The organism is Massilia sp. CF038 (assembly GCF_900129765.1).
In the GTDB taxonomy this organism is placed as follows: Bacteria; Pseudomonadota; Gammaproteobacteria; order Burkholderiales; family Burkholderiaceae_D; genus Telluria_A.
This window is the reverse complement of record NZ_FQWU01000006.1, coordinates 135439-159346: the sequence shown is the minus strand read 5'-3', so window position 1 is coordinate 159346 and position 23908 is coordinate 135439. Positions and strand designations below refer to the sequence as shown.

Genomic DNA, 23908 nt, shown 5'->3' with positions numbered 1-23908 from the left:
GGCCAAGTTTTTCTACCTTGAACCAACATCAAGCACCGCCCTGAAGCGCCTGAATACGCCGCCGCATGAAAGGTTTTCGGTTTGAGCTCGGCGCTTTACATGCCGGCCGACCCAAGACGAATGAGCACGGCGTTGGTGATTTCGCTGCTCATGCACGCGCTGCTTTTAAGTCTGGCGATTGGCGGTCAGACTTTCGGGCTGCCCGGTTTGCAATTCCCATGGAAAGAAAAGCGCCTGGGCGCAAGTGACTTGCGTATTCTTCTTGCGCCTGCAGTATCGCCAACGCCTCCCCCGGTTCAAGCCGAGATTTCTCCTGCAGAGCCGGCCAAGATCGCGCAGCCACCGGTATCGCGCCCGTTTGATGCGCCGTCGGCCAAGGTTCCCGCCACTGAACCTAAGGCGGCCGCCGCGCACCTCGTCCCAGCACCAGTGCCTGTTCAGGCTCCATTGCCGCCGAGTGCCCCTGCGGCTGCCGTCGAACCAGTCACGACCGCGAACAAACGTCCAGATGTGAATCTGCCTGTCGCCCCGAATGCGCCAAAGGTCCGGGCGCCGGCGAACAATATCGAACAGGATATTCCTGTTCAGGCAAGCGAGATGCCCGTTCCTGCGGATGCGGGCGACGCGGCACAGAAGAAATTGGAGCAGCAAACCAGGGCGCGGGCGCTGGAGCAAGCCCGGGTGGAACAAGAAAAGGAAATGGCGGACCGGCAGCGTCTGGCAGAAACGGCCTTGGCCGCACAGCGCGAGGTGGCGCGGCAAGAACAACTGCGACAGGAGACGGCGCGCGCGGAACAAGCCGCCATGAACGAAGCGGCACGAGTCGAATCTGAACGTAGAGAGTCGGCACGCCTGGAAAATCTGCAGCAGGAAGCGCAACGACAAGAGCAAGCCAGACGGGCCGAGAAAGCACTGCAAGATGCAGCGCGCACAGAGCAGGAGCGGGTCGAGACTGCGCGTCTCGACGCTGCGCGCAAAGAAACCATGCGACAGGAGCAGGCAAAGCAAGCGCAACTTGAAACGGCCCGCCGGGAACAAGCACTCGCTGACGCGAAACAAAAGGCGCTCGAGCAGGAAGCGGCACGCCAAGAAGTATTGAAGCAGGAGTTAGCCCGGCAGGAAGCAGCCAAGCAAGAGGCCGCGCGTCAGGATGCTGTTCGCCGTGAAGCTACCCGTCAAGAAACTGCAAGGCAAGAGGCGGCAAGACAGGACGCACTGAATCAAGAAGCTGCACGACGTGAAGCAGCCAAGCAAGAGGCTGCGCGCCAGGAAGCTGCGCGGCAAGAAATAGCGCGCCAGGAAGCGGCCAGACAGGAAGCCGCGCGCCAGGATGCAGTGCGCCGCGAAGCAGCACGACAAGAAACAGCACGACAGGAAGCCGCTCGGCAAGAGGCAGCGCGGCAGGACGCACAGAATCAAGAGTCAGCACGCCGAGAGGCAGCAAAACAGGAAGCGGCGCGTCAGGAAGCAGCAAAGCAAGAGGCCGCGCGTCAGGACGCCCAGAATCAGGAAACTGTGCGCCGGGAGGCGGCAAGACAGGAAGTCGCGCGTCAGGAAGCCGCAAAACAGGAGGCTGCCCGCCAGGAGCGCGCAAAGCAAGACCAGGCACAGCAGGATCGCGCCAAGCAGGAAGCGGACCGCGAAGAGCGTCTGCGCGCCATCGGCAAACAGCTGAACGAAGAAGCCGCCCAGCGCGATGCGGCGAATACGCCGTCCAAGTCACTGCTGCCGACGGTCAGCGGTTTGCGCCGAGGCTGGCTGCTCGGCCGTGCTGATCCCAATGCGGATCTGGTGCTCTATGCAGAAACCATGAGCCGCAAGATCGAGATGAACATGACTCTGGACATGATCCGGAACATCGTCAGGCAACGCCATGTGGCGCCGACTGTCACCGTGGCGGTTCGTGCTGACGGTACCGTGGAAAAAATCACGTTCGTGGTGTCGAGCGGGGTGCCGGCGATTGATGAGGCCATCCGAAATGTCGTGGCCAGTCAGGCGCCGTATGGGGCGTTCCCACCTGCGTTGGCACGGCAGTATGACGTAATCGAGATCCGGCGTACCTGGATCTTTGACACCGCGATTCGGCTTCAGTGAGTTGCGATCACCCCAGGAGCGGTGACATCGTTCACTGTTGCATCAGGCAGTGACCATCCCACGTAAAGCCAGGGGAGCAACAGAAAGCCACACCGACGGCTTCCTCAAGACTCCATTGATCAATCATGCTTCCCCTGCCTTTAACTACCGGTTATCCTCGCTTCACCATGCGTCAAGGGACAACAAACCGCTTTGTCCCGAACGCGATCCTTTTTGCCGCTCCGTCATTGACCATTGCTGCAACGATGTACTCTTTTCCCTTGGCCAGAACGGCGGGCATGGCAGCAACGTTGAGCGACGCTGTCTTGCCCATTACGATCGTTTGAAACTTGACTGGATTGCCAGCGCCCGCTTTCGCCGCAGCGGGATCAATGACGTACACGAGCGTCATCGCAGCATTGGGCAGTGCATTCCAGGAAACTTTCGACGGCGATACTGCCACCTTGAATGAGGCCGGCTGATTCTGCTCGACCGGGAACATCTCCCAGGTTCCGTTCGGACCAATGTAATACTGAACGCAGTTTTCAATCTTCTTGAACTGCTTCCCCCCGGATACCGAATACACACCCTTGTAGGAGCCGGTCGCAGGATCGTATGTGCCCTTGTATGGGCCTGACTGCATGCTGTTGTCCACGTTGCCCGACCACGTGCCGCTCAAGTTATAGCCTGCTTTTGCACCCTTCACGTCACCCACGTTGCTGTTCTGGCAGCCTACAAACGTAAAGAACATCGCACCGCCAAATGCAGCATCGCTCTCGGGCAGGGTCAGCACGAACGCACCAGGCGTGGGATCTTCCGGATTGGCGAGTGGGTCTTCCTGGTAGTAGCCCACATAAAGGCCACCGGGTGCGGCCTTGTCGGCCGCAAGAGCACCACTTGCCGTGGTGATGGCCAGACACGCCAAAGCAGTTCGGGCAAATTTGGACAGGGCTGCAGTCATCGTTGTTTCTTCCTTTGGGTTGGGTTTGACTGATGCCAGGATCGATCATCGTCGCACTTATTTTATCAACCAGAATGAACAAGGAAGATTCAAATCCATGGCAAAAGAATCATGCTTTAACCGATGTATTTGATTACCACATCGGTTATTCTGTCTCTAAATTGCTAGTCGGCAATTCATAAGGAGATTTTAACCATGCCGTTCTGTCATTCCTGTGGTGCTGAAGTCGGCAACAATGCCGTTGTTTGCGTCAAATGCGGCGTCGCCGTCAATAACGCTAATATCTCGACGCAAACGGGCCCGGTCTCCGACAAGGAATGGATCGTCGCACTGCTGCTGTCATTCTTCCTCGGCGTGTTTGGCGTACACCGCTTCTACACCGGCCATATCGGTATTGGCGTTGCGCAGCTGCTGACCCTTGGTGGTTGCGGTATCTGGGCGTTTATCGACTTTATCCTGATCGCCGTTGGTTCCTACACCGATGTGGATGGCCGCCAACTCAAGAAGTAATGCAGCCGATATCGGCATCGCGCTCGGCGTCGCTCTGCTGGGAGCGGCCGCCGTCGCCATGCCGGATATGCTGCTGCGCGTGACGCCGCCGTGCCTGATTTCACTCGTCTTCGACGATGTGTGCTGGGGCTGCGGCATCACGCGCGCACTCGTCGCGCTGGTGCACGGCAATTTCGCCGCGGCGTGGGCGTTCAACAAAGCAGTTTTCATCGTGTTACCCATGCTGATGTACCTGTACATCAAGCACCTGCACACACTGTGGCGCCGCTACACGCCACTTCCAAAACAGAGTTAGCCGTTCGATGCGGCCATGGCTTTGCCAACTTCATTCATCGCCTGCGCGCTGCCGTCTTTAGGAACGACTTCGCCAATGCGGTCCGAAATGGCGTCAAACTTGGCAGCAACCTGTTCGGCTGCATCCGCACCGGTGCCGATATGCACGCCGCCGGTCAAGGTAATGTAGGCACGTTCGAAGGTTCCCGCACCTGCACACAGAATTGCACGCGTTGGCGCATCCCTGGAGACCAGATGCAGCAAACCTGGCGTGACCGAATCAGGGGTCAGCTTTTCCAGCACGGCCGGTGGCATCAGGCCTTCGGTCATTTTGGTTGCGGCGGTCGGCGCCAGGCAGTTAACGTGAATACCGTCTTTGGCGCCTTCGATGGACAGCGTTTGCATCAGGCCGACCAGTGCCATTTTGGCTGCGCCATAATTCGCCTGACCGAAGTTTCCGTATAAGCCGGACGATGAAGTGGTCATGACGATGCGGCCGTATTTTTGCTCGCGCATGATGTTCCAGACCGCCTGCGTGCAAATAGCCGCGCCCATCAAATGAACATCAATGATGAGGCGGAAATCGTCGAGCGCCATTTTCGAGAAGCTTTTATCGCGCAGGATGCCGGCGTTGTTAACCAGGATATCGATGCGACCCCATTTGGCCATGGTTGCGGTGACCATTGCGGCAACTCCGGCTTCATCTGTAACTGAAGTATTCCAGGCCATTGCGGTCCCACCTGCGGCCTCGATTTCTTGGACCACTGATTCAGCCGCCGTAGCCGCGGCAGGGCTAAAGTCATTCACAACCACCTTGGCGCCGCGCTTTGCCAGTGCCAGCGCGTGCTCTCGTCCCAATCCCCCACCCGCGCCAGTGACAATTGCTACTTGGCCGTCGAATTTAATCGCCATATTTGATACTCCTAGTGACTGCCGCGTCGCCCATATGGACCACGAACCATCTGTGTTAAAAAATTTAGAGCTGACTCCAAAAGCCTTCGAAACGATACCTTAGATTTGATTAGTCGCGGCTGGCCGGCCGCGCAATGCCATAGCCTTTGATGTTATCGTATCCAAAAGATATTGAACAAGGTCTGGATATGGATTTTGAAGAGTGGCTCTATGCGGATGGAATGTCCGCGTCGACAGTGAAAAAATACGCCGGGGCGCTTAGAGGGCCACTCACAACTTGGGCAAACACCTATAGGTTAACAGAGAGCGCACTGGACGAGATTTTTGATCTCAATGAATTTGCCGAGATCGCCGACAGAGTCGCCGATACCCCAGAATTCGCGAGCCGTAACAAGACCGGCCATCAAATGTATAGTGCCGCCTTGCAAAAATATGCCGCATTTCTCGAGACGATTTTCGAACCGGCCCACGCTCCACGGGGTCCCTGGTCAAACGAGCTAGCGGAAATACTGGTAGAAAATCGTACGTATCCGGCGTTCGATCCTACGGATCAAATTGATGCCCGCGCGAAGGTGCTTCGGCAAGTGGTACAGCGACAAGGCCAATCGAAATTTCGTGCCCGCCTCATTACGGCATATGCAGCGAAATGCGCGTTTAGTGGCTGCGCAGTACTTCCCACACTTGAAGCAGCCCATATCACACCTTATCTGGGAGCTGCAACAAACCTGACTTCCAACGGCCTTCTTCTACGCGCAGACATTCATACTTTATGGGATCTTGGACTGCTTGCGATTGACCCTGAGCGCATGCAGGTTACTGTGGCTCAGAGTATCGTTGACGATGCCTACCGAGCAATGCATGGAACGGTTCCTTTCCAGCCAGTTGAGCAAATATGCAGACCAGCCTTGGCTGCCCTAAATCAGCAGTGGCGAATATTTCAAGGCATATGACGAAAGCCCCCCACTTCGAAAAACGAGGGGCTCAATAATGAATTACTGCGATTGCAGCGTGTACGGCGACAAACTCACAGTCGCATTCCCAGCCGCTCCCCGATACCCGGTATAGGTCCGGCCCTTCTCCAGCGTGTAGAAGCTGTCGACATAATCATCGTCGTTGGCAAACCATCCCGCTGGCATTGCCTGCAGAATCGCCGTCGCGACCTGACCAATCACGGCATAGGTTGGCGCGAACGCGCCCAGGATCGAGGTCACGCCTTGTGCCAACGCCACGGCCAGGTCCTTGTAGTTCGTATTGTCGTCATGCTCAAACAGCTGCACATTGGCGGCGGCATAGCGATATTCAGGCCAGAAAATCATGATCTGATTTGGCGTGTAATCGGTGCCGTCATGATCGAGGTAAGGCATGTCGACAATGGTCAGCGTGGCCTTGGCCTGATCTGGCTGTACGCCAGACACCACCGCAAAAATCTCCGCCGCACCCGACACCCACGGTTCCTGGTCGTTATTGAGGCGAATGCGATCGAGCTTGCTGGTTTCGATGCCCGCACTCAGCGCCGCCGGTGTGGCCATCGCGGCGGGGCCACTCAGCTTGGCCATGGTTTTGCCCTGCATGCCCACCGCTTGCAGATGCTTGTTCATCAGTTCCACGCCGGCGCGGTGGGCTTCCTTGCGGTTGATGCCAACAATCAGGACCGGCACATTTGGCGCGCTGCGGCCGTCCAGCATGTGCGAACCGCCTTTGCGGTCGAACGCTTCTACAGCTGCATATTCATTTTTCTTGCTGCTTGGTGGATAAGCAACCAGCAAGTTTTTCCAGTCAACCTTGCCGGCAAATTTCTTTGGCGTGTAGAGACGCACATCCATCACGCTATCGGTTTCGGCAGCGATGGCTTTGCTTTGACGGACCACCAGGTCAGTGCTGCGCAGGCTGTCCGCCGCGGCCTCGGCTTGCACGCTGGTATTGGCGTAGTTGCCAAGCAGTGGCTTGAGCATGACTGCGTCATCCTTGCCTGCCAGCTCGCGCTCGACCAGTGCGCTGAAGTTGCGGTCGCCCAGCATGCCGGCCACTTTGTACGCGGCGAAGCGCTTGGCCTGGTCGACAGGCTGCGGTTTTACTGGCTTGGCCGCTTCGGGGGAACTGCCGATATAGACAGTTTGCGCCGATGCCGATGCGCTGCAGGCGAGGGCGACAGTGATGCCCGCCAGTGTTTTTAATACCAAATTCATGTGCAACCTCCGTGTTGAAATGTGGCTCGCAGCCGGCGGTCCCGGCTGGGCGAGCACTAGGTAATCACGGAAGAGGCCACGGGTCTTGTCCAAATGCGCAAAACCTTGCTTTTTTGCGCCAATGACACAATTATTAATGTTAATTAATGTGCAATAGCAGGGGAAGCGCGATGTTGGCGACGAAAGCGTCGCCATATCCATACGTCAGGATTTGGCGTTGACTCTACGCGGGGATGCGGCATGGTCTTCGGGCACGGCCACCACCACCCGGTTGCGGCCCTGGGCTTTGGCATCGTACAGGGCACCATCGGCTGCGCGCAGCAAGTCGGCGCTGCTTTGCTCGGCGCTTGGCGTCATCATGGCAACGCCCACGCTGATGCTGAGCTTGCCTATTTCATTGTCTGCATGCGGCATGTCAAGCGCGACGATTGCGCGGGTGAGAATTTCGGCCATGCGGGCCAGTTCGGAGGCGGACGGGTGGTACCAGACCACGGCAAACTCTTCGCCGCCGTATCTGGCGGTAATGTCGAGCGGGCGGCGGGCATGGTGGGCGATCACGTCGGCCACGGCGCGCAATGCCGCATCGCCTTGCGCGTGGCCATAGCGGTCGTTGTATTTTTTAAAGTGGTCCACGTCAATCATGGCAATCGCCACGGCTTGCTGATCGCGTATGGCCTGGCGCCAGATGCGGTCGAGATGGATATTCAGTGTGCGCCGGTTGGACAAGCCGGTCAGCCCGTCGAGTTCCGCCAATTCATTGAGCAGGTTATTCACCAGGAACATGGTGCGGGCACTGTGTTCCAGAAAGTAGCCGCCATATGCCCCCACCGCATTTGCCGCGATCATGAAAATGATCTGATACAGGCGGAATTGCGGATTGGACTGGTACATGAATTCCATGGCGATAAAGGCCGCCAGTGTGACGCCATTGGCAAACAGGGCGCGCCGCCATTGCAGGCAAGCGATCAGATAGATAAACAAGGCAACCAGCAAAATGCCTTCGTACGGAATCTGCGTGCCCAGCCGGTAAGCCGCGCCAATGACGGCAGTGGTGCCCACACCGGCCGTAATGGCAGCGAAGGGGACGACTTTCCTGACCCAGCCGCGTAACGCGGGCTGATAGCTCACATACAGCATCAGGAAAAACGGCGGGATGATAAAGAAGATGCGGATACGCGTGGTCCAGTAGGCCACTTCCGCCGGCAGCGTGGTGATATCGATGATCACAAACGCGGCATACAGCACGATGATCAGGTACGCAGCCAGACGTACCCGCATCAGATGGCCTTCGGTATAAAAGGCCTGGAATTCCTGCTCGATCGGCTCGTCGAAACGCAGCGCTCGATAACCTTTTTCGAACGCCGTGCGGTAAGGCGAGGGACTCGCATTACTCAACAATTCCGGATCGATATTCAACATTATTGCCACGCGTAAATTACTGTGTGTTTTTCGATCTTACACTGTGACGCAATTTCACACAGTTGAAATGCAAGTTAAAGACACACTTTTGCGGCCCATATGACCTTGAAACAACAGCGAAAAACAAAAGGCCCCGCAGGGCCTTTGGTGCTGTCTTTACTTGGCCGCTTGATCGTGCGGTTTGCCGCTGGCGGTGTGCAGGTGCTGCTCCACCGTCGGCAGCATTTTTGCTGCCAGCGCCTTGACGTCGGGATCCTTGGCGCGCGCTTCATCTTTTTTCAGGGTGGCGTGCACTTTTTTGTGGTCCGCCACACCAGCCTGCGCCATGTAGCTCTTGTCGAAGGCGTCACCCTTCAGCTTTGCCAGTTTGGCGGCCATGGCTTTATGTTTTGCATCTGGCTCGGTGGGTAAAGTCACGCCCTTATTCTGCGCCAGCGTGGTCACGTCGTTCAGGGCCTTGGTGTGATCGTCAATCATTTGCTGCGCAAATGCCTTGACCTCGGCGCTCTGGCCGTTGGCCAGCGCCAGCTTGCCCGCTTCAATTTCCGCCATATTCGCGCGCGCCATGCCTTCGACGATTTGCTGGTCGGCCTTGGTCAGTGCGCTGGCGGCGGGCGTATTCATGGTTTGCGCGCTGACGGCAAATGGCACACTCAATGCGGCGGCAATGGCGGCGCTCAACAGGGCTTTCGATACGGTCTGTTTCTTCATAATCGGTCTCCAATAAGAGTAAGGAACACCGGCGCAGTCTAGCCTTAGCCTTTCTTCGGCAGCGCCCGGTAGCCAATGCGCAACCATGCTTGAGCAGAGTTAATAACCGCCAGCCAATCGCGCTGCTGTAATATGATCCGCGTAAAGACGACTTAACCAAAACAGAAAGGGATGTATGAACCATTTATTCAAAGGCGTGATCGCCACCACCATGGTTGCCACCATGATGCTGAGCGGCTGCGCTACCAGCATCAAGCCATCGTCCTCCACCAATCCCCCACCGTCAGAAGCGTTTTCATCGTTCGGAAGAATTGAATTGAAACCGGCCGTTTTTACTTCGAATATCAAGGGGAATGAAGCCGCGCTGGCCAAGATTAACGAAAACATTCAAAAGGAATTAGCGCCTTCGCTGGCCGAGTGGAACAAGCGTTCGGACAATGGCCGCGCGCTGGTGATCGAGCCCGTCGTCGAGCAATTCAGCTTCAAGCACGGGGCCAAGCGCGTCCTGCTTGGCCCCATGGCAGGCAGTTCCGGGGTTCTGATGCGCGTGACATTCAAGGATAACGGCGGCCGCGTGGTGGCCAGCCCGGAATTCTTCCAGCGTGCGGCCGCCATGGCGGGTGGCTGGACCTTTGGCGTGCACGACAATCTGATGCTCACCCGTGTTGCGCAACTGTCGACTAACTACGTCAAGGCAAACTACGCCAACGCGGTCGGCGGCCCCACCGGTGGCGATGATCCTGTGGTGACGCCAGAGAGCAAATAAGCCAGGCGCACATGCACAAGCCGGCCCGCGTGGCCGGCTTTTTTACGCCTGACCGCAGCGCGCTCGGGCGGGCAAGTTCGAACACCATGTTTGATCCAATCGGATGCCACTTGGTTCACCATCGGGGAAACTAGTCTTACTGGCGGAGTAGCAAAATGGCAATGCACCAGCTTGCAAAGCTGGGGAAGTTGGTTCGATTCCAACATCCGCCTCCACATTTTTCAGCAGAGGAACAGAGTCGATGAACCTCGCGCCGCGTCTGATTTCCCTGCTTGTCGTCACCCTGCCGGCGATCGCCGCCGACACACCGCCCGCGCTCAGCGCCACCACCTACAACTACTACGTTGCCACCCATGGTGCCGATTCCAACCCCGGCACCTTCAAGCAACCGTTTGCCACCATTTTGCGTGCGTCCAAGGTGGCCTTGCCGGGCACCACCATTCACGTCTTGCCAGGGGTCTACGCGGGCGGGTTCAAAACCACCATGAACGGCACCGAACCGCAGCGCATCTACTACATCTCATCGGTCCGCTGGGGCGCCAGGCTGGTGCCCCCCATGAGCTCCGATACCAAGGCTGGCTGGGACAACCGCGGCGATTTTGTCGACATTGTCGGTTTTGAAGTCGATGGCAGCGTCGCGCGCAATGGCACCAAATGGACGCATGGCATCTACAACGGCGGCTCTCACGTTGTCATCAAGGGCAATCGCGTTCATCACATCGCGCAAGATATGCCGTGCTCGTCTGTTGGCGGCGCAGGCATCGGGGTCGACAGCTACTATCATGGCGAGCACAGCGCTGTGCTCGGCAATACGGTGCACGATATCGGACCGGAGAATTGCCGTTTCGTGCACGGTATCTATATCAGCAGCGAAGGCAGCGCCAAGAACAATATCGTGCACAACATCGGCGGCGCTGCCATTCAGCTTTGGCACGACGCCAACAATGTGGTGATCAGCAATAATACGGTGGCCGCGTCCCAGACGGGCATCGTGGTGGGCGGCGGCGACTTTTACCATACCCGCGGCCCCAACGATTACACGAGCGTCCACAACAACATCGTGTTCGACAACAAATACGGCATTTCCGAACAAGGCGCGACCGGTCCCAACAATACGTATCGCAACAATCTCGTGTTTCAGAACAGCGCTGCTGACTGGCAACTGAGAAACGGCCTGAGCCACTCAGGCACAGTCGCGCAAGCGCCACAGTTCGTGCGCTATGCGCGGCGCGGCGGCAGCGATTTCCGCTTGCGCGCCAATTCCCCCGCGATTGCCAAAGGCACTGAGCAACTCGCCCCCTTGAACGATGCGCTTGGCAATGTACGACTCCGCGCTGCCATTGATATCGGCGCTTATCAGTTCCGCTGAGACACCCACGCCGCATCAGGGCCAGCCATCTCCGGATGCCTGGCCCTCATTTTTACCACGCAACTTTTCATGTAGATTGGCTACACATGCAAAAAGCGCGCGCGTGACAATCCGAATCTACGCCCTAGAAACTCACGTAAATGCAAAGTCGCGGTTTACATTTCATGTAGTTGTGCTACATTGGTTTGGCGGGCCCGGCAGCAAAAAAGGACATCAGTCCAGCGCCATCCAGTCCGCACACCATCGTTTCAACGTCGCTTCCCCTTGATGGAGACAACCGGGGTCGTCGTCGGGCAGTCATTTTTTTGCATTCCATTACCTAAAACCATAAGGAAGCAACATGAAAAAACGCATCAGCGCCAAGTTGATTGGCAGCCTTTTTGCCGCCGGTACATTGTTTGCCGGCCTCGCCACCCCGGCGCAAGCCGCCTTCAATCCACCCGATACCTCAGTCCAGATGTTCCGCTGGAAGTGGAACGACATTGCCAAGGAATGCACCAACTATCTGGGGCCGCAAGGCTACGGCGCGGTGCAGGTGTCGCCGCCGCAAGCGTCAAACAGTGTCGGAACCTGGTGGGATGTGTATCAGCCGGTGAACTTTACGTCCCTCAATAGCCGCATGGGAACGGAAGCGGAATTCCAGAGCATGATCAACACTTGCCACGCCGCCGGTGTGCGCATTTACGTCGATGCGGTGGTCAACCACATGTCGGCCGGGGCCGGCACGGCAACCAATGGCAACACCTGGAACTCGGCATCGCTTAGCTATCCGAATTTCAGCGGCCCTGACTTCCACAACGCCTGCGACATCCAGGGCGGTGACTACGGCTATCCCGGCAACCGCAACAACGTGATGAACTGCCGCCTGGTCGGCCTGCCCGATCTGAAAACCGAGAGCAGCTATGTGCAGGGCCAGATTCGCAATTATTTCAACAAGCTGGTGGCCATGGGCGCGGACGGGATCCGCATTGATGCGGCCAAGCACATTCAGCCGTCACACATCAGCGCCATTCTGTCGGGCACCAATCGCACCACGAACTCGGGCGAGTCCCTGTGGATTACCCAGGAAGTGATACCGGACAGCAACGCGGTGCGCGCCGATTATTTTTCGAACGGCACGCTGAACGAATTCCAGTTCACCTTTGCCATGAAGTCGGTGTTCCGCAACGAGGGCAGCAGCATTTCGCAAATTCGCACGATCATGGGCACGCCGGGCAACTGGGGCGGCAGCTGGGGCTTTGTACCCAGTGACAAGGCCACCGTGTTCGTGAATAACTGGGATACCGAACGCAACGGCAGCTCGCTGGTGGCAAGCGATTACATTGCCGGCCACGTCAATGATACCCAGGGCACCAAGCGCTACGACCTGGCCAATATCTTCATGCTGGCATGGCCGTACGGACACGCGCAGCTGCATTCCGGCTACCGCTTCAGCGACGGCGACCAGGGGCCACCGGGCGCCAGCCCCTTCGACGCCAGCGGCAATCCCTTGATCAACCAGTCGTGGGACTTTATCCACCGTTGGTCTGACATTTCGAACATGGTCAAGTTCCGCTCCACAGTGGCGGGCACGGGCGTGGACAACTTTGTGCAAGGCAACGGTAATCAGATTGCCTTCGCGCGCGGCAACAAGGGCTTCCTGGCCTTGAACAATGACGGTGCAGCCTGGAATGCATCGCTGCAGACGCAACTGCCCGCTGGCACCTACTGCAATGTGGTGACCGGCAAACTCACGGCCGACGGCAGCGGCTGTACCGGCGGCAGCCTGACCGTGGCCAGCAACGGCATTGTGACCGTCAGTATTGGCGGCAACAATGGCGGGAGCGTGCCTGCCGTGGCCTTGCATGTGAATCAGAAGGTCAACGGTGGCGTGACGCCGCCGCCCGTCTGCACCACGGTCCCCGTCAAGTTCCGCGTGGCCAATGCCAATACCGTGGTCGGGCAAAACGTGCACGTGGTGGGTAACCGCAACGAACTGGGCAATTGGACCGGCACCACCAACAACCAGCTGAGCATTGAGGGCAGTGGCGCCAATGTGCCCTGGTCGCGCACGCTCAATTTGCCGCCGTTAACGCCCATCCAGTTCAAGTTCCTGAAGAAGGGCGCGGTTGCTGATGTGTGGGAGCGCAATCAGTCCACAGGCAGCGGCAATCGCGAAGCGGTGACGGCAGCTTGCGGCCAGCCAACGCAAGTCATTGACGTGGGCAGTTTCGCCTTCTAAATCACAGCACGCGCCTTGCGTGTGCTAGCGGACGGTTCGCTCTTGCTTTCCTGAGTAGAATCGTCCGCATGACAACAACCCACTGGTTCATTCTGATCGGCTGCCTGATGCTGGCGCGCGGCCTTGCCGCGACCACCATCTCGCGCTCGCCGTTTACGTCTGCCATTGTGTATTTGTGCGTGGGCCTGCTGCTCGGGCCCATGGTATTGGGTTTCTTTCGCTTCAACCCGATCGAAGAATCGCATCTGCTGGAAACCCTGACCGAGGTGGCTGTTTTGGTGTCGCTGTTTTCCGCCGGCGTGAAGATGCCGGTGCCGATCACGCGCCAGCGCTGGGCCCCGGCCATTCGCCTGGCCTGGGTCTCGATGTCCATCAGCGTGGGTCTGGTGGCGGCATTTGCCTATTACGTACTACATCTGCCGCTCGGCGTAGGCGTCTTGCTGGGCGCCATCCTGGCGCCCACCGATCCGGTCCTGGCCACCGATATCCAGGTGCGCCACGCCGACGACCGCGATCAGTTGCGCAATACCCTCACCTGCGAAGCAGGCATGAACGATGGCTCGGCGTTTCCTTTCGTAATGCTCGGACTGGGTTTGCTGGGCGCGCATGAGCTGGGGCCCTATGGCATGGGCTGGGTGCTGGTCGATGTGCTGTGGGCCACCTTTGGCGCGATCGGTATTGGCGCGCTGGGCGGCGCTGCACTGGGCAAGCTGAGCTGGATGCTGCGCGGCCGCGACCCCAAGCACGAGGTCCTCGACGATTTCGTCGGGCTGGGCCTGATCGCCGTGGTGTATGGTTTGTGCGTGGTATGCAAGGCCTGGGGATTCCTTGCGGTCTTTTTTGCCGGGGTTGCCTTGCGTCAGACCGAACTGGTCTTGTCCGGTGCCCACAAGGATCGCCAGGGGCTGCTGGTCACCGAAGACGGCCAGCAAGACCCGCAGGAGTCAACCCGCACCGTCAGTGCCGAATCGCTGGTGTTCAAGGAACACATCGAACGCCTGTCGGAATTAACGCTGGTACTGCTGCTGGGCGGCATGGTGTCCTTCCAAAACTGGAACTGGGACACCATCGGCATGGCCGCCTTCCTGTTCATCGTGGCACGCCCCGTGAGCGTGATGCTGGGCTTGATCGGATCAAGCAGTTCGATGCGGGTGCGCGGCATTACGGGCTGGTTTGGCGTACGCGGCATCGGCTCCATCTATTACTTGATGTTCGCAATCAACCATGGCTTGCCGCGCAATTTCGCGCAAGACTTGATCCAGATTACGGTGGTGGTCGTGATGCTCTCCATCGTGGTGCACGGCACCAGCGTCAAGCCCTTGTTCGACCGCTTCTGGCCCAAACGCAAGCAAGAGAAATAGCCCACGATAAGCAGACTGAGCAAAGCCAAACCCTGGCAGGATGCGCGGCGTAAGATCGATTTTGTCCGTGACAAATCCTTTCAGGGAGTACGGCAATGTCGCTATTTTCTCGCCCTATTTCTGCCGCAACGGCAGCCGTTCTGCAAGTCTGTGCCAGCGCAGCAGCACAGGAAGCGCCGCCTGCGCAAGAGCGTGTGCATTTTCTGACAATCGAAAACGATTCGCGCTACGGCACCGACCGCTTCTACACCAACGGCATTCAATTCTCGACCAAACTGTCCACCGACGAGCGCGGCCATTTCGCGCGCACCGTCACCCATTCCCTTTGTACCTGGCTGGACTGTGACGACAGCAAGGTCTTCACCGAACAAATCAATGTGGGCCAGCTGATGTACACCCCGCGCGACATTACCCGCCGCGCGCCGCAACCCCTGGACCGCCCCTGGGCCGGTTTGCTGTATTACGAGCAAGCTTATGCCTTTCTGTCTGCCGACCAGCGCAGCCTGACCACCTTCACCGGCCAGGTCGGCGTAACGGGCCCCGCCTCGCTGGCCGAACCGGCGCAGAAACTGTTCCACCATATATTCAATCGCAAGCAGCCCGAAGGCTGGGATAACCAGATCGGCGGCACCCTGGGCATCCTCGCCAGCGCCGAGCGCCGCACCGCGCGCGACAGTCTGTCCGGCCACCTTGGCAATGATGTGCATTTCAATACCGCCACCTACTGGCGCCTGACAGCCGGGAATATTCAAACCTATGCTGCCGCTGGCGTGGCGGTCGTGATCGGCAAAGACTTGCCGCTGGTGTCGCCGCCGCCACCCGGCATTGGCAACAAACTGCAGAACAATGCCCAAGCTAAATTGCCCGGCTTTACATCCTGCATGGCGCCATGGCTGCAGTGCACGGCCTTTGGCAGCGTGGAAGCGCGTGTGGTGGCCTACAATGTGTTTCTGGATGGCCGCCCGTTCGGGAACGACCCCAGCGTCAAGCGGCGCAACTTCGTCAACGATCTGGTGCTGGGGACGCGTTTCGACTTTCCGAATACGCGTACCGACAGCCACGGCCCCTGGTTCATCCAGCTCAAGATGACGCGCCGCTCGCCCGAGTTCCGCTCCTCCATTCCCGTCCCGCGCCACCGGGTGGCGGCACTGACCATCGGCACCGAGTTCTGATCTATACTCCGGATAACAAGAACCCCGGGGACTTCGCCATGCGCAAGACTTTGCTTCTCCTGTCGCCCCTGCTGCTGGCCGGATGCGTCAAACAGTCGGCCACCTACTACGCCAACGAGGCGCGCGATCAGGTGATCACGGTGCGGGCGGAGCAAGCCTATTTTTGGGACAAGAACATCACGCTGCAACTGGTAATTGGCAATCTGCCCAATTGCCAGCGTGCGATTCCGATGCAGCAAGTACCGGTGGACGATGTGGCGGTGGAAGTGTTCGCCAAAGGCGATGCTGTGTACAGCATTCGTTCCGGCAGCGAAGTGCTGCAGGTGGAACTGAACGACTGTACCGAGCTCCCCGAGCCGCCGCAGGAGGCCATGGGGGACGCGGTGGGAATTTTCCGCGTCGGTACCCAGAAAGAAAAAATGGATTTCGAGGCCGTTGCCGCGCCCAAGGCCGCACCTGCCCCGGCCCCTGAAGCGCCCGCGCCAGAAGCGCCCCAGTAAAGCCTGCGCCGTCAGGCCGCTTTTTCGCTGTCCAGATGCCCCATCTGGTAGGCGTTATAGCGCGTGCCCGCGGCCGCATCCTTTGGCACGGCCGCCTCGAGCCGCTGCAAGTCGGCCTCGGACAACAGCACGTCAAGCGCGCCCAGTGATTCCTGCAGCCGGTCGCGGCGGCGTGCGCCAATGACGGGCACAATCGTGACCCCGCGCGCCCGGCCTTGCGCCATGACCCAGGCAATGGCCACTTGCGCCACGCTCACACCCAGATCGTTGGCGATCTGGCGCACCCGTTCCACCAGGGCCAGGTTGGCGGCGAGATTGTCGCCCTGGAAGCGCGGGCTGTTGTTGTCGCGGAAATCGCCCTCGCCCGCACGCGCTGCCGACCAGTGACCACTGATCAAGCCGCGCGACAGCACGCCGTAGGCCGTGACCGCCACGCCCAGTTCGCGCGCCACGGGCAGCAGGCCGTTTTCGATCCCGCGCGAGATCATGGAATATTCAATTTGCACGTCGGTGATGGGATGGACGGCGTGGGCGCGGCGCAAGGTTTCACCACTGACTTCCGACAAGCCTACTTGTTTGACATGGCCGGCCTGGATCAGTTCAGCGATCGCGCCAATGGTGTCTTCAATCGGCACGGCAGGATCAACGCGGGCCGGACGGTAGATGTCGATGTAATCGGTGCCCAGCCGTTTCAGCGAGTAGGCCAGGAAATTGCCCACCGCACCAGGACGCGCATCATAGCCAAGGAAACTGCCGTTCGGCGCGCGCAGGGCGCCAAACTTCACGCTGATCACCGCTTGTTCGCGGGCACGCCCCGCCAGCGCTTCGCCAATCAGCATTTCGTTGTGGCCCATGCCGTAAAAGTCGCCCGTGTCGAGCAGGTTGATACCCGCTTCCAGCGCAGCGTGCAGGGTGGCGATGCTTTCGCCGCGGTCGGCCGGGCCGTACAGGTCCGACATGCCCATGCAGCCAAGGCCGAGTTCGGCGACCAGGGGACCAGTGTTGCCCAGTTGGGTGGTACGCATCGTGTTTCTCCAGTGAGTGAATGGTGAAATCAGTATGCTATTATTTAAATCATTAATAAATACTGCATTTACTATTAGATCATTCGAGGAACGGTAATAATTGGACCAGTTAAAAGCCATGCAAATCTTCCGCGCCGTCGCGGAATGCAAAAGCTTCGCCCAGGCGGCCGAGCTGCTTGATTTGCCGCGCCCCACAGTCACGAATGCCGTGCAGAGCGTGGAACAGCACCTCGGCGTGCGCTTGCTCCAGCGCACCACGCGCAAGGTCAGCCTGACCATGGAAGGCGAAATCTATCTGGCCCGCTGCATCCGCCTGCTGACGGAACTGGAAGACATGGATGGCTTGTTTGCCGGCCCCGGCCCTGGCACCATCCGCGCCGACATGCCAGAACGGCTGGCGCGCACCCAGATCCTGCCGCGGCTGCCCGAATTTTTGCGCCTGTATCCGGGCATGAAGGTGCGCATCGGTTCGCGCGACCGCTTTGTCGACCTGGTGGGCGAAGGCATTGACTGCGCCATCCGCGTGGGCAAGTTGCGCGACTCGAGCCTGATCGCCAGGCCCTTGGGCGCCCTGGAGCAAATCAACCTGGCCTCCCCCGCTTACCTGCAACAACATGGCACACCCGACACGCCAGCCGATCTGGATCAGCACATGGCAGTCAATTTTTTCTCCAGCCAGACCGGGCGCGACCTGGACTGGGAATACGTTGAAGATGGCAAGGAACATCGTGTGCCGATGCGCAGCGTGGTCAGCGTGTCCAGTACCGAAGCCTACACGGGTGCCTGCCTCGCCGGGCTGGGCATGATCCAGGCGCCCCGCCTGGGAGTGGAAGACGCGCTGGCCAGTGGGGCGCTGGTGGAAGTGCTGCCGGCGTGGCGCGCGCCGCCCTTGCCCGTGGCAATTGTTTATTCGCACAACCGGCACCTGTCACCACGCGTGCGCGCCTTCGTCGACTGGGTGGCCAGCGTGCTGGTGGTGCACTAACGCGGCTGCATCAGCAACTGCAGGCGCTCGACGGCCTCATAGCGGCCCAGCTGGCGCAGGACTTCTTCCAGCAGCGTGGTCTTGCCGCCACGGGAACTGGTCCATTGGGTAAAGTATTCGTGCACCGTGCGCCAGGGCGGGAACTCGTGGGGCAAGCTGCGCCAGGCGCTGCCGGCAGCGATAAAGTACAGCACCGCGCAAAACACGTCGTACAGATCGTGTTTGCGTGGCCGCGTACGCCGGCGCGCCGCTTCCAGCATGGGCCGGATGGTTTCGAATTCTTCTCGCGAAATATCGCTGGGATACGCGGTTCGTGCCATGGTCTGCCCCAAAATCCATTGGAGGGCAGGATCTGGAACAGGTTCCCTCGACCGCGCTAATTCGTCACGGCATTGCCCACGGCGGCACGCAGGGCGGCGGCAGGCGCGCTGGCGCCATGCCAGAGCGCGAGCTTGCTGTCGATCCGGTCGAGCTGGCTGCGGTTGCGCTGGCACGCGGCATCGCCCATGGTGCCCAGCTCTTCCAGCATGCGGCTGGCAAAGCGGTCAATCCGGGGCACTTCGTGCGGCGCGAAATCGATCAGCGCCTGCAGGTAGGTGGCGCCCCACTGCAGGCGCGTGGCCGCTCCCTGCGCGCTGTCCCAGGCTTGCTCGTACCAGGCCACGGCGCTGGCTGCATCACCGCGCTTCTTGGCGATGGTCGCCAGGTTATGCATGAAGTAGTACGGAGCGTGCGAGCGCACCAGCTCGGCGCGCAGCAGTTGTTCGGCCTCGTCCAGCAGGCCGGCGTCGGACAGCATGCCGGCTGCCGTGTTGATGATCTGATGCCGCATGGCCGGCGCGCTGACTGCCAGCACAGCCTGGGCCACACGCGCGCGCACCACGCGTTCCATATCGGCCATGGGCACCCCCAGACGGGCAATGCGCACCCGCGTGCGCAGCGCCGCCAGTTGGTCGGCCATTGTCAGGCTGGGATCGGTTTCAAGCTGCGCCAGCGCGTTGGACCAGCAGGCAATCAAGTGCAGCCGGGTGGCCGACTGCGGCACTGTCAGGTGACGGATGAAATCGATCGCATGATGGCTCACCATATCCATCTGGGCGCGCACGGTGCGTGCATCGATCAGCGTTTCTTCAAGCCGCTTGACGGCCGCGCGCTGGTCAAGCCCGCCCTTGCCTGCGGTCGCGGCTGCGTGCAAGGCATGCCATTGCAGGCGCAGCGCCGCTTCCGGCACCGGGCAGGCAAGCGCCAGGCTGGCCAGCGTGGACGGCAGATCGCGGCCCCGAAGCAGCTGGTTTTCATCGGTATCCCAGGCATAGAAACCCAGCAGCTGCCAGGCCGCGTCCGTCACATCCTGCTGAGCGGACAGCGCTGCGTCCAGCGCATCGGCAGCACGAACGCGGCTTTCCAGCGACAGCCTGAGCAGCTCGACGAAACGCGCGCCGTCCACTTCGCACGGCAAACGGGTGATTTCAGCGCCATCGGGCTGATAGACGATCAGAGTGGGGTAGCTGCGCACCTGAAAACGCGCGGCCAGGCGCTGGGCGCCGGGGCTGTCGCCATCGATGTGCAGTGCCACCATGGCATCGTTCAGAGCAATAAAATCGGGCCGCTCGAACACGGACGCCCTGATCCGGTTGCAAGGTGGGCACCATCCCGCTCCCCAGTACAGGAACAACGGCAGGCCGCGCGCGGCCGCGGCCGAAAACGCCGCGTCGGCGCCGCCTTGATGCCAGTTGACGCTCATCGGGCGCTCGGGTAGATGTTGCTCATGGGTAAAGCCTGTTCAAATTGCATAGGGCTTAGTATATAGTAAATGTTACTTTAAAGCATTCTTACCACGCTTTTTGGCATTGCCGCCACAGCCAGTGACTCTTTTCCTGGTGGCACGGAAGTACGGTGCTACACTCGGCGTCGTTCCCACGCTCAAGCTTGTCATGGCCCGATATTTGAAGTTCGCCGCGCTCACGGCAGGCATGTTGCTGCTCGTTTTGCTGGCTGCGGCGGCCATTTTCCGAGCCTGCTTCAATCCGAACGATTACAAGACCCAGATTGTCCAATTGGTGCAGCAACAGCATCAGCGTACCTTGTCCATTCCCGGCAACATCACGCTGATCCTTGCGCCGCGCCTGGGTGCCAACCTGGGGCGGGTCACGCTGTCTGAACGCGGCGGTGCTGGCGAGTTCGCCGCCATCGACAGTGCCCGCTTTTCCGTGGCGTGGTTGCCCTTGCTGCTGGAACAAAAGGTCGTGATCGACCGGGTGGACGTGCGCGGTATGCGGGCCAGCGTCGTGCGCCATGCCGACGGCAGCATGAATACCGGCGACCTCACCTCCGGCCGCGGCACGCGCGCGGCGGCCCCGCAGGCAGCCCCGGGCGGCATCGGCCTGGCCATCGACAGCATCCGGTTCGACAACGCGCGTCTGCTGTTTGACGACCGCAAGACCGGCCGCACGCTCGACATTTCCCACCTGAATATCGATTCCGGCGCCATCGCGCCGGGGGTGGCCAGCCGTCTTGCCATGTCCGCCAACATTCGCATCAACAAGCCGGCCATGCAGACCGCGCTCACCCTGACCGGCAAGTTTGTGCCGGACCCGGCGCTGCGCCGGGTGGCGTTTTCCGAGCTTGATGCGAATCTGGATTTGTCGCTCAAGAACGCCAAGGTCAAGCTCGGTGGCCAGATGGCGCTGGACCTGGAGCGCGATGAATTTGCCGCCGATCTCAAAGGCCGCTTCGATGACAGCGCGTTCGACGTCAAAACCGGCCTGCGCGCAGGTGCCTACCATTTGACCTTGCATGTCGACAAGCTCGACCTGGGCCGCTATCAGGACCGGCTGGTGCCCGATGTGCTGCCCAACGATCCCACCCCGCCCGCACCGGGCGATGCCTTTGATTTGTCGCCGCTGGCCAACCTGCGCGCCAGCGGCGGTATTCATGTCGGGCAATTGCAAGTGGGAACACTACACGCCAGCAATGTGCGCGCCGCGCTGCGTTCCGTGCCCGGCAAGCTGATGCTCGAACCGGTGGTGGCCAAGCTGTACGAAGGCAGTGGCAGCGGTAGTGTCATGCTCGATTTTTCGCGCAGCGCCAGCATGCCGCACATCACCGTCGTGCAAACCCTGACCGGCGTGCGCCTGGGTGCGCTTCTGCGCGATTTGATGGGCAAGGCACCGGTGGATGGCCGCGGTGATGTCCTGATTGACGTCAACATGGAAGGCTCGAGCACGGCGCAAATGCGCCAGGCGCTGGCGGGCAGCGCCGCACTACGTCTGAAAGATGCCAGTGTGCACGGCATCGATGTCCCCGCGATCCTGGCAGACGGACCACAGGCACATGGCATGGCCAGCGCGCATGAGCGCAGCAGCTTTGGGTTCTTGAACGCCAGCTTCACGATTGCCAACGGCGTGGCCCACAATGCCGATCTGGCAGGCGAAACGGCGCTGATCAGCGTGGCCGGTGCCGGCGACATCGACCTGGCGCGTGAGCAACTTGACTACACCTTTGCCGCAACCCTCAAGGCAACGGGACTGAGCATGCCGATCCGGCTAAGTGGCCCATGGACGGCGCTGGCATGGCAGGTCGAGCCCCAGGCCGGGTCGGGTGCGGCGGTCAGCCAGAAAGCGCGCGACAAGCTCAAAAAAACCATCCGCGGCCTCCTCAAACGCTGAGCCGGCTTGATACAGGCGGACGCATCAAACGGCACTCTCCGTTAGCGTAGACCATCTGTTCGCCAGCGGGAGAGCGCCATGTTTGGCAGTACCGTCCTTGAAGTTGCAGCCGGCCTGACTTTTTGCTACGCCTCGGTGGCCCTGATTGTCAGCACGGTCCAGGAAGCACTGGCTTCCTTGTTGCGCTTGCGTGCGCGCACGCTTTTGTCCGGCATCAAATCCATGCTGGGCGACCCCAACTTCAATGCGCTGGCACGCGCCGTGTACGGGCACGCGCTGGTCAGTCCGCGCATCGGCGACAGCCTCCCTTCTTATATCGCGCCCCGCAATTTCGCCATTGCCCTGATCGAAACATTACAGACAGTGCCAGGCGCCATAGCGCATCTGAAACAGCAAATCGATACGCTCGACGACCCCCAGCTGCGGCGCGCCTTGCAAGGCATCTACGAGCGCGCCGCCGGCGACGCGGCCGGCATGGAAATCGACATCGCGCTGTGGTTCGACAGTGCCATGGAACGTGTCTCGGTGTCCTACAAACGGCGCTCGATGGCCATCAGCCTGCTGCTATCGCTGTTGCTGGCGGTATTGTTCAACATCGACAGCATTCACCTGTTTCGTTCACTGTGGCAGCATCCAGCACTGACCGCACAACTGGCGGCCGTACCCGACACCATGAACGCGGCCACCATCGATGCCTTGTTCCAGCTGCCCATTGGCTGGCATACGTTTCCGCCACGCTGGGACCAGGCCTTCGTAATCCAACTGGCCGGCTGGCTGATTACCGCCGCGACCGCCCTGTTCGGCGCCCCGTTCTGGTTCAACCTCATGAAGCGCACCATGCAGCTGCGCGACCACAGCGCCAAACCTTGAACCCTCAAGGCCGGTGCGCGTCCACCAGGATGCTTGAAATGGAAATGTGGGGCACCTTCTCGGGCCATGCATCGCCTGGACCGAACCAACGCGCCTCGGACAATTCGTTCTTGTCGATGCGGATGTCGCCGTCCAGATAATCGGCAGTAAAGGCAATCATCAGGGAATGAGGGAAAGGCCAGGACTGGCTGGCAAAATACGTCAGATTGTGCACGCGCAACCCGACTTCCTCGAACACTTCGCGGTGGACCGCTTCTTCGATCGATTCACCTGCTTCCAGAAAGCCGGCCAGAGGCGTGAAACGCTTGGCTGCCGATGCCGTGTGCATCGCCAGCAACACGCTGTCGCCCTTGCGGATCAATACCATCATGGCGGGTGAAATGCGCGGATACGCCATCATGCCGCAGGCCGGACACTTGAAGCAGCGCTCGCCCTGCAGCATCGCCATCGGGGTGGCGCAAACGCCGCAGAACTGGTGCGTGCGGGCCCAGTCTGCAATCTGGCTGGCGCGTCCGGCCACACCCATGAAGCCATCGTCGTGCGCGCCAAACAGGCTGCGCATGCCGCGCCATTCATAGCCGGGCGGGGCGGGCGTATCGCGCGCGCACCAGGTGCTCTGGCAATAGCGTCCCGCAAGGCTGCCCACCGGGTACAGCCGGGCCGCATCGACGCCCAGTGCGGGCAGCAGCGCGGAGGGCGGCAGCGCAAGATCGTCGGTGCGCACCAGCATCTGTCCCGCCAGGAACACGAAATTGAGCGGGTCGGGGTCGTCCTGCGGCGCCATCAGGGGAATGAATGTGGCGGGCGTCTCGAGCATGCTGCGGCCTTTCGGAAATTGTTCTTCGAGAATCATACCGTTCTTTGCGCCAGCTGGCAGGCACTGAACTAATTGACGGGTTGCGGTTCAAACAAGCACACACGGGAGA

At 60.0% G+C, this 23908-nt stretch carries 21 protein-coding genes, 1 tRNA gene and 1 pseudogene; 14 read left to right on the top strand and 9 right to left on the bottom strand.

Going from position 1 to position 23908, the window contains the following annotated elements; all coding sequences use genetic code 11:
* Positions 1 to 99: 99 nt before the first annotated feature.
* Positions 100 to 2094, top strand: a complete 1995-nt coding sequence (locus BUC24_RS24910; RefSeq protein ID WP_073223191.1) for a histone H1-like repetitive region-containing protein — start codon at positions 100 to 102, stop codon at positions 2092 to 2094.
* 172 nt (positions 2095 to 2266) lie between these two features.
* On the opposite strand, the gene BUC24_RS24905 is transcribed toward BUC24_RS24910, so the two are convergent.
* Positions 2267 to 3034, bottom strand: coding sequence for a hypothetical protein (locus tag BUC24_RS24905; protein ID WP_073223189.1), 768 nt, complete (start codon positions 3032 to 3034; stop codon positions 2267 to 2269).
* A gap of 195 nt (positions 3035 to 3229) precedes the next feature.
* On the opposite strand from BUC24_RS24905, the gene BUC24_RS24900 reads away from it, so the two are divergent.
* Together BUC24_RS24900 and BUC24_RS24895 are read left to right on the top strand one after the other, a co-directional pair.
* Positions 3230 to 3544 (top strand): TM2 domain-containing protein, encoded by a 315-nt coding sequence (locus BUC24_RS24900; RefSeq protein WP_073223187.1) that lies wholly within the window; start codon positions 3230 to 3232, stop codon positions 3542 to 3544.
* A complete protein-coding gene (locus tag BUC24_RS24895) occupies positions 3522 to 3839 on the top strand; it encodes a DUF2752 domain-containing protein (protein ID WP_073223186.1) in 318 nt (105 codons plus the stop codon). Before BUC24_RS24900 ends, BUC24_RS24895 begins: the two co-directional genes overlap by 23 nt.
* Here BUC24_RS24895 and BUC24_RS24890 read toward each other — a convergent pair.
* Complete coding sequence (locus tag BUC24_RS24890) at positions 3836 to 4729, bottom strand: SDR family NAD(P)-dependent oxidoreductase (RefSeq protein WP_073223184.1); 894 nt, start codon at positions 4727 to 4729, stop codon at positions 3836 to 3838. The two genes, BUC24_RS24895 and BUC24_RS24890, sit on opposite strands and share 4 nt — an antisense overlap.
* Positions 4730 to 4878: 149 nt before the next feature.
* Between BUC24_RS24890 and BUC24_RS24885 the strand changes: the two genes are divergently transcribed.
* The gene (locus tag BUC24_RS24885; protein WP_083599140.1) at positions 4879 to 5679 is read left to right on the top strand and encodes an HNH endonuclease; all 801 of its coding nucleotides are present in this window, start codon (positions 4879 to 4881) and stop codon (positions 5677 to 5679) included.
* A 42-nt stretch (positions 5680 to 5721) separates the two neighbouring features.
* Here BUC24_RS24885 and BUC24_RS24880 read toward each other — a convergent pair whose 3' ends face one another.
* From BUC24_RS24880 to BUC24_RS24870, 3 genes are all read right to left on the bottom strand, one after another.
* Positions 5722 to 6915 carry a DUF3103 family protein gene (locus BUC24_RS24880; protein WP_073223180.1) on the bottom strand — a complete coding sequence of 398 codons (1194 nt, stop codon included), beginning with the start codon at positions 6913 to 6915 and terminating at the stop codon, positions 5722 to 5724.
* Between the two features lie 204 nt (positions 6916 to 7119).
* Positions 7120 to 8334, bottom strand: coding sequence for a GGDEF domain-containing protein (locus BUC24_RS24875; protein WP_073223178.1), 1215 nt, complete (start codon positions 8332 to 8334; stop codon positions 7120 to 7122).
* A gap of 156 nt (positions 8335 to 8490) precedes the next feature.
* Positions 8491 to 9045 (bottom strand): DUF4142 domain-containing protein, encoded by a 555-nt coding sequence (locus BUC24_RS24870; protein ID WP_229448724.1) that lies wholly within the window; start codon positions 9043 to 9045, stop codon positions 8491 to 8493.
* Positions 9046 to 9220: 175 nt separating this feature from the next.
* On the opposite strand from BUC24_RS24870, the gene BUC24_RS24865 reads away from it, so the two are divergent.
* From BUC24_RS24865 to BUC24_RS24835, 7 genes are all read left to right on the top strand, one after another.
* Complete coding sequence (locus BUC24_RS24865) at positions 9221 to 9811, top strand: DUF4410 domain-containing protein (protein ID WP_083599138.1); 591 nt, start codon at positions 9221 to 9223, stop codon at positions 9809 to 9811.
* Between the two features lie 141 nt (positions 9812 to 9952).
* Positions 9953 to 10026, top strand: a tRNA-Cys gene (locus BUC24_RS24860).
* Positions 10027 to 10052: 26 nt separating this feature from the next.
* The gene (locus BUC24_RS24855) at positions 10053 to 11180 is read left to right on the top strand and encodes a right-handed parallel beta-helix repeat-containing protein (RefSeq protein ID WP_073223176.1); all 1128 of its coding nucleotides are present in this window, start codon (positions 10053 to 10055) and stop codon (positions 11178 to 11180) included.
* Between the two features lie 340 nt (positions 11181 to 11520).
* Positions 11521 to 13401, top strand: coding sequence for a carbohydrate-binding module family 20 domain-containing protein (locus tag BUC24_RS24850; RefSeq protein WP_073223174.1), 1881 nt, complete (start codon positions 11521 to 11523; stop codon positions 13399 to 13401).
* Positions 13402 to 13469: 68 nt separating this feature from the next.
* Entirely contained in the window at positions 13470 to 14762 is a 1293-nt protein-coding gene (locus BUC24_RS24845) for a cation:proton antiporter (RefSeq protein WP_073223172.1), read from the top strand.
* A gap of 95 nt (positions 14763 to 14857) precedes the next feature.
* Positions 14858 to 15934 carry a lipid A deacylase LpxR family protein gene (locus BUC24_RS24840; RefSeq protein ID WP_229448720.1) on the top strand — a complete coding sequence of 359 codons (1077 nt, stop codon included), beginning with the start codon at positions 14858 to 14860 and terminating at the stop codon, positions 15932 to 15934.
* 38 nt (positions 15935 to 15972) lie between these two features.
* Positions 15973 to 16434 carry a hypothetical protein gene (locus tag BUC24_RS24835; protein ID WP_073223170.1) on the top strand — a complete coding sequence of 154 codons (462 nt, stop codon included), beginning with the start codon at positions 15973 to 15975 and terminating at the stop codon, positions 16432 to 16434.
* Positions 16435 to 16445: 11 nt separating this feature from the next.
* Here the strand turns inward: BUC24_RS24835 and BUC24_RS24830 are convergent, their stop codons facing one another.
* On the bottom strand, positions 16446 to 17459 hold the full coding sequence (locus tag BUC24_RS24830; RefSeq protein WP_073223168.1) for an aldo/keto reductase: 1014 nt from the start codon (positions 17457 to 17459) through the stop codon (positions 16446 to 16448).
* 100 nt (positions 17460 to 17559) lie between these two features.
* On the opposite strand from BUC24_RS24830, the gene BUC24_RS24825 reads away from it, so the two are divergent.
* Positions 17560 to 18444 (top strand): LysR family transcriptional regulator, encoded by an 885-nt coding sequence (locus BUC24_RS24825; protein ID WP_073223166.1) that lies wholly within the window; start codon positions 17560 to 17562, stop codon positions 18442 to 18444.
* Between the two features lie 44 nt (positions 18445 to 18488).
* Here BUC24_RS24825 and BUC24_RS24820 read toward each other — a convergent pair.
* Together BUC24_RS24820 and BUC24_RS24815 are read right to left on the bottom strand one after the other, a co-directional pair.
* Positions 18489 to 18764 (bottom strand): annotated as a pseudogene (locus BUC24_RS24820) (transposase); the annotation flags it as partial.
* A gap of 56 nt (positions 18765 to 18820) precedes the next feature.
* Positions 18821 to 20188, bottom strand: a complete 1368-nt coding sequence (locus BUC24_RS24815; protein ID WP_073223162.1) for a thioredoxin family protein — start codon at positions 20186 to 20188, stop codon at positions 18821 to 18823.
* Positions 20189 to 20378: 190 nt separating this feature from the next.
* Here BUC24_RS24815 and BUC24_RS24810 point away from each other — a divergent pair, with 190 nt between their 5' ends.
* The gene (locus tag BUC24_RS24810; protein ID WP_073223160.1) at positions 20379 to 22112 is read left to right on the top strand and encodes an AsmA family protein; all 1734 of its coding nucleotides are present in this window, start codon (positions 20379 to 20381) and stop codon (positions 22110 to 22112) included.
* A 78-nt stretch (positions 22113 to 22190) separates the two neighbouring features.
* The gene (locus BUC24_RS24805) at positions 22191 to 22982 is read left to right on the top strand and encodes a hypothetical protein (protein ID WP_073223158.1); all 792 of its coding nucleotides are present in this window, start codon (positions 22191 to 22193) and stop codon (positions 22980 to 22982) included.
* Between the two features lie 4 nt (positions 22983 to 22986).
* Here the strand turns inward: BUC24_RS24805 and nudC are convergent, their stop codons facing one another.
* Entirely contained in the window at positions 22987 to 23799 is an 813-nt protein-coding gene (nudC, locus tag BUC24_RS24800; RefSeq protein ID WP_073223260.1) for an NAD(+) diphosphatase, read from the bottom strand.
* Positions 23800 to 23908 lie beyond the last annotated feature (109 nt).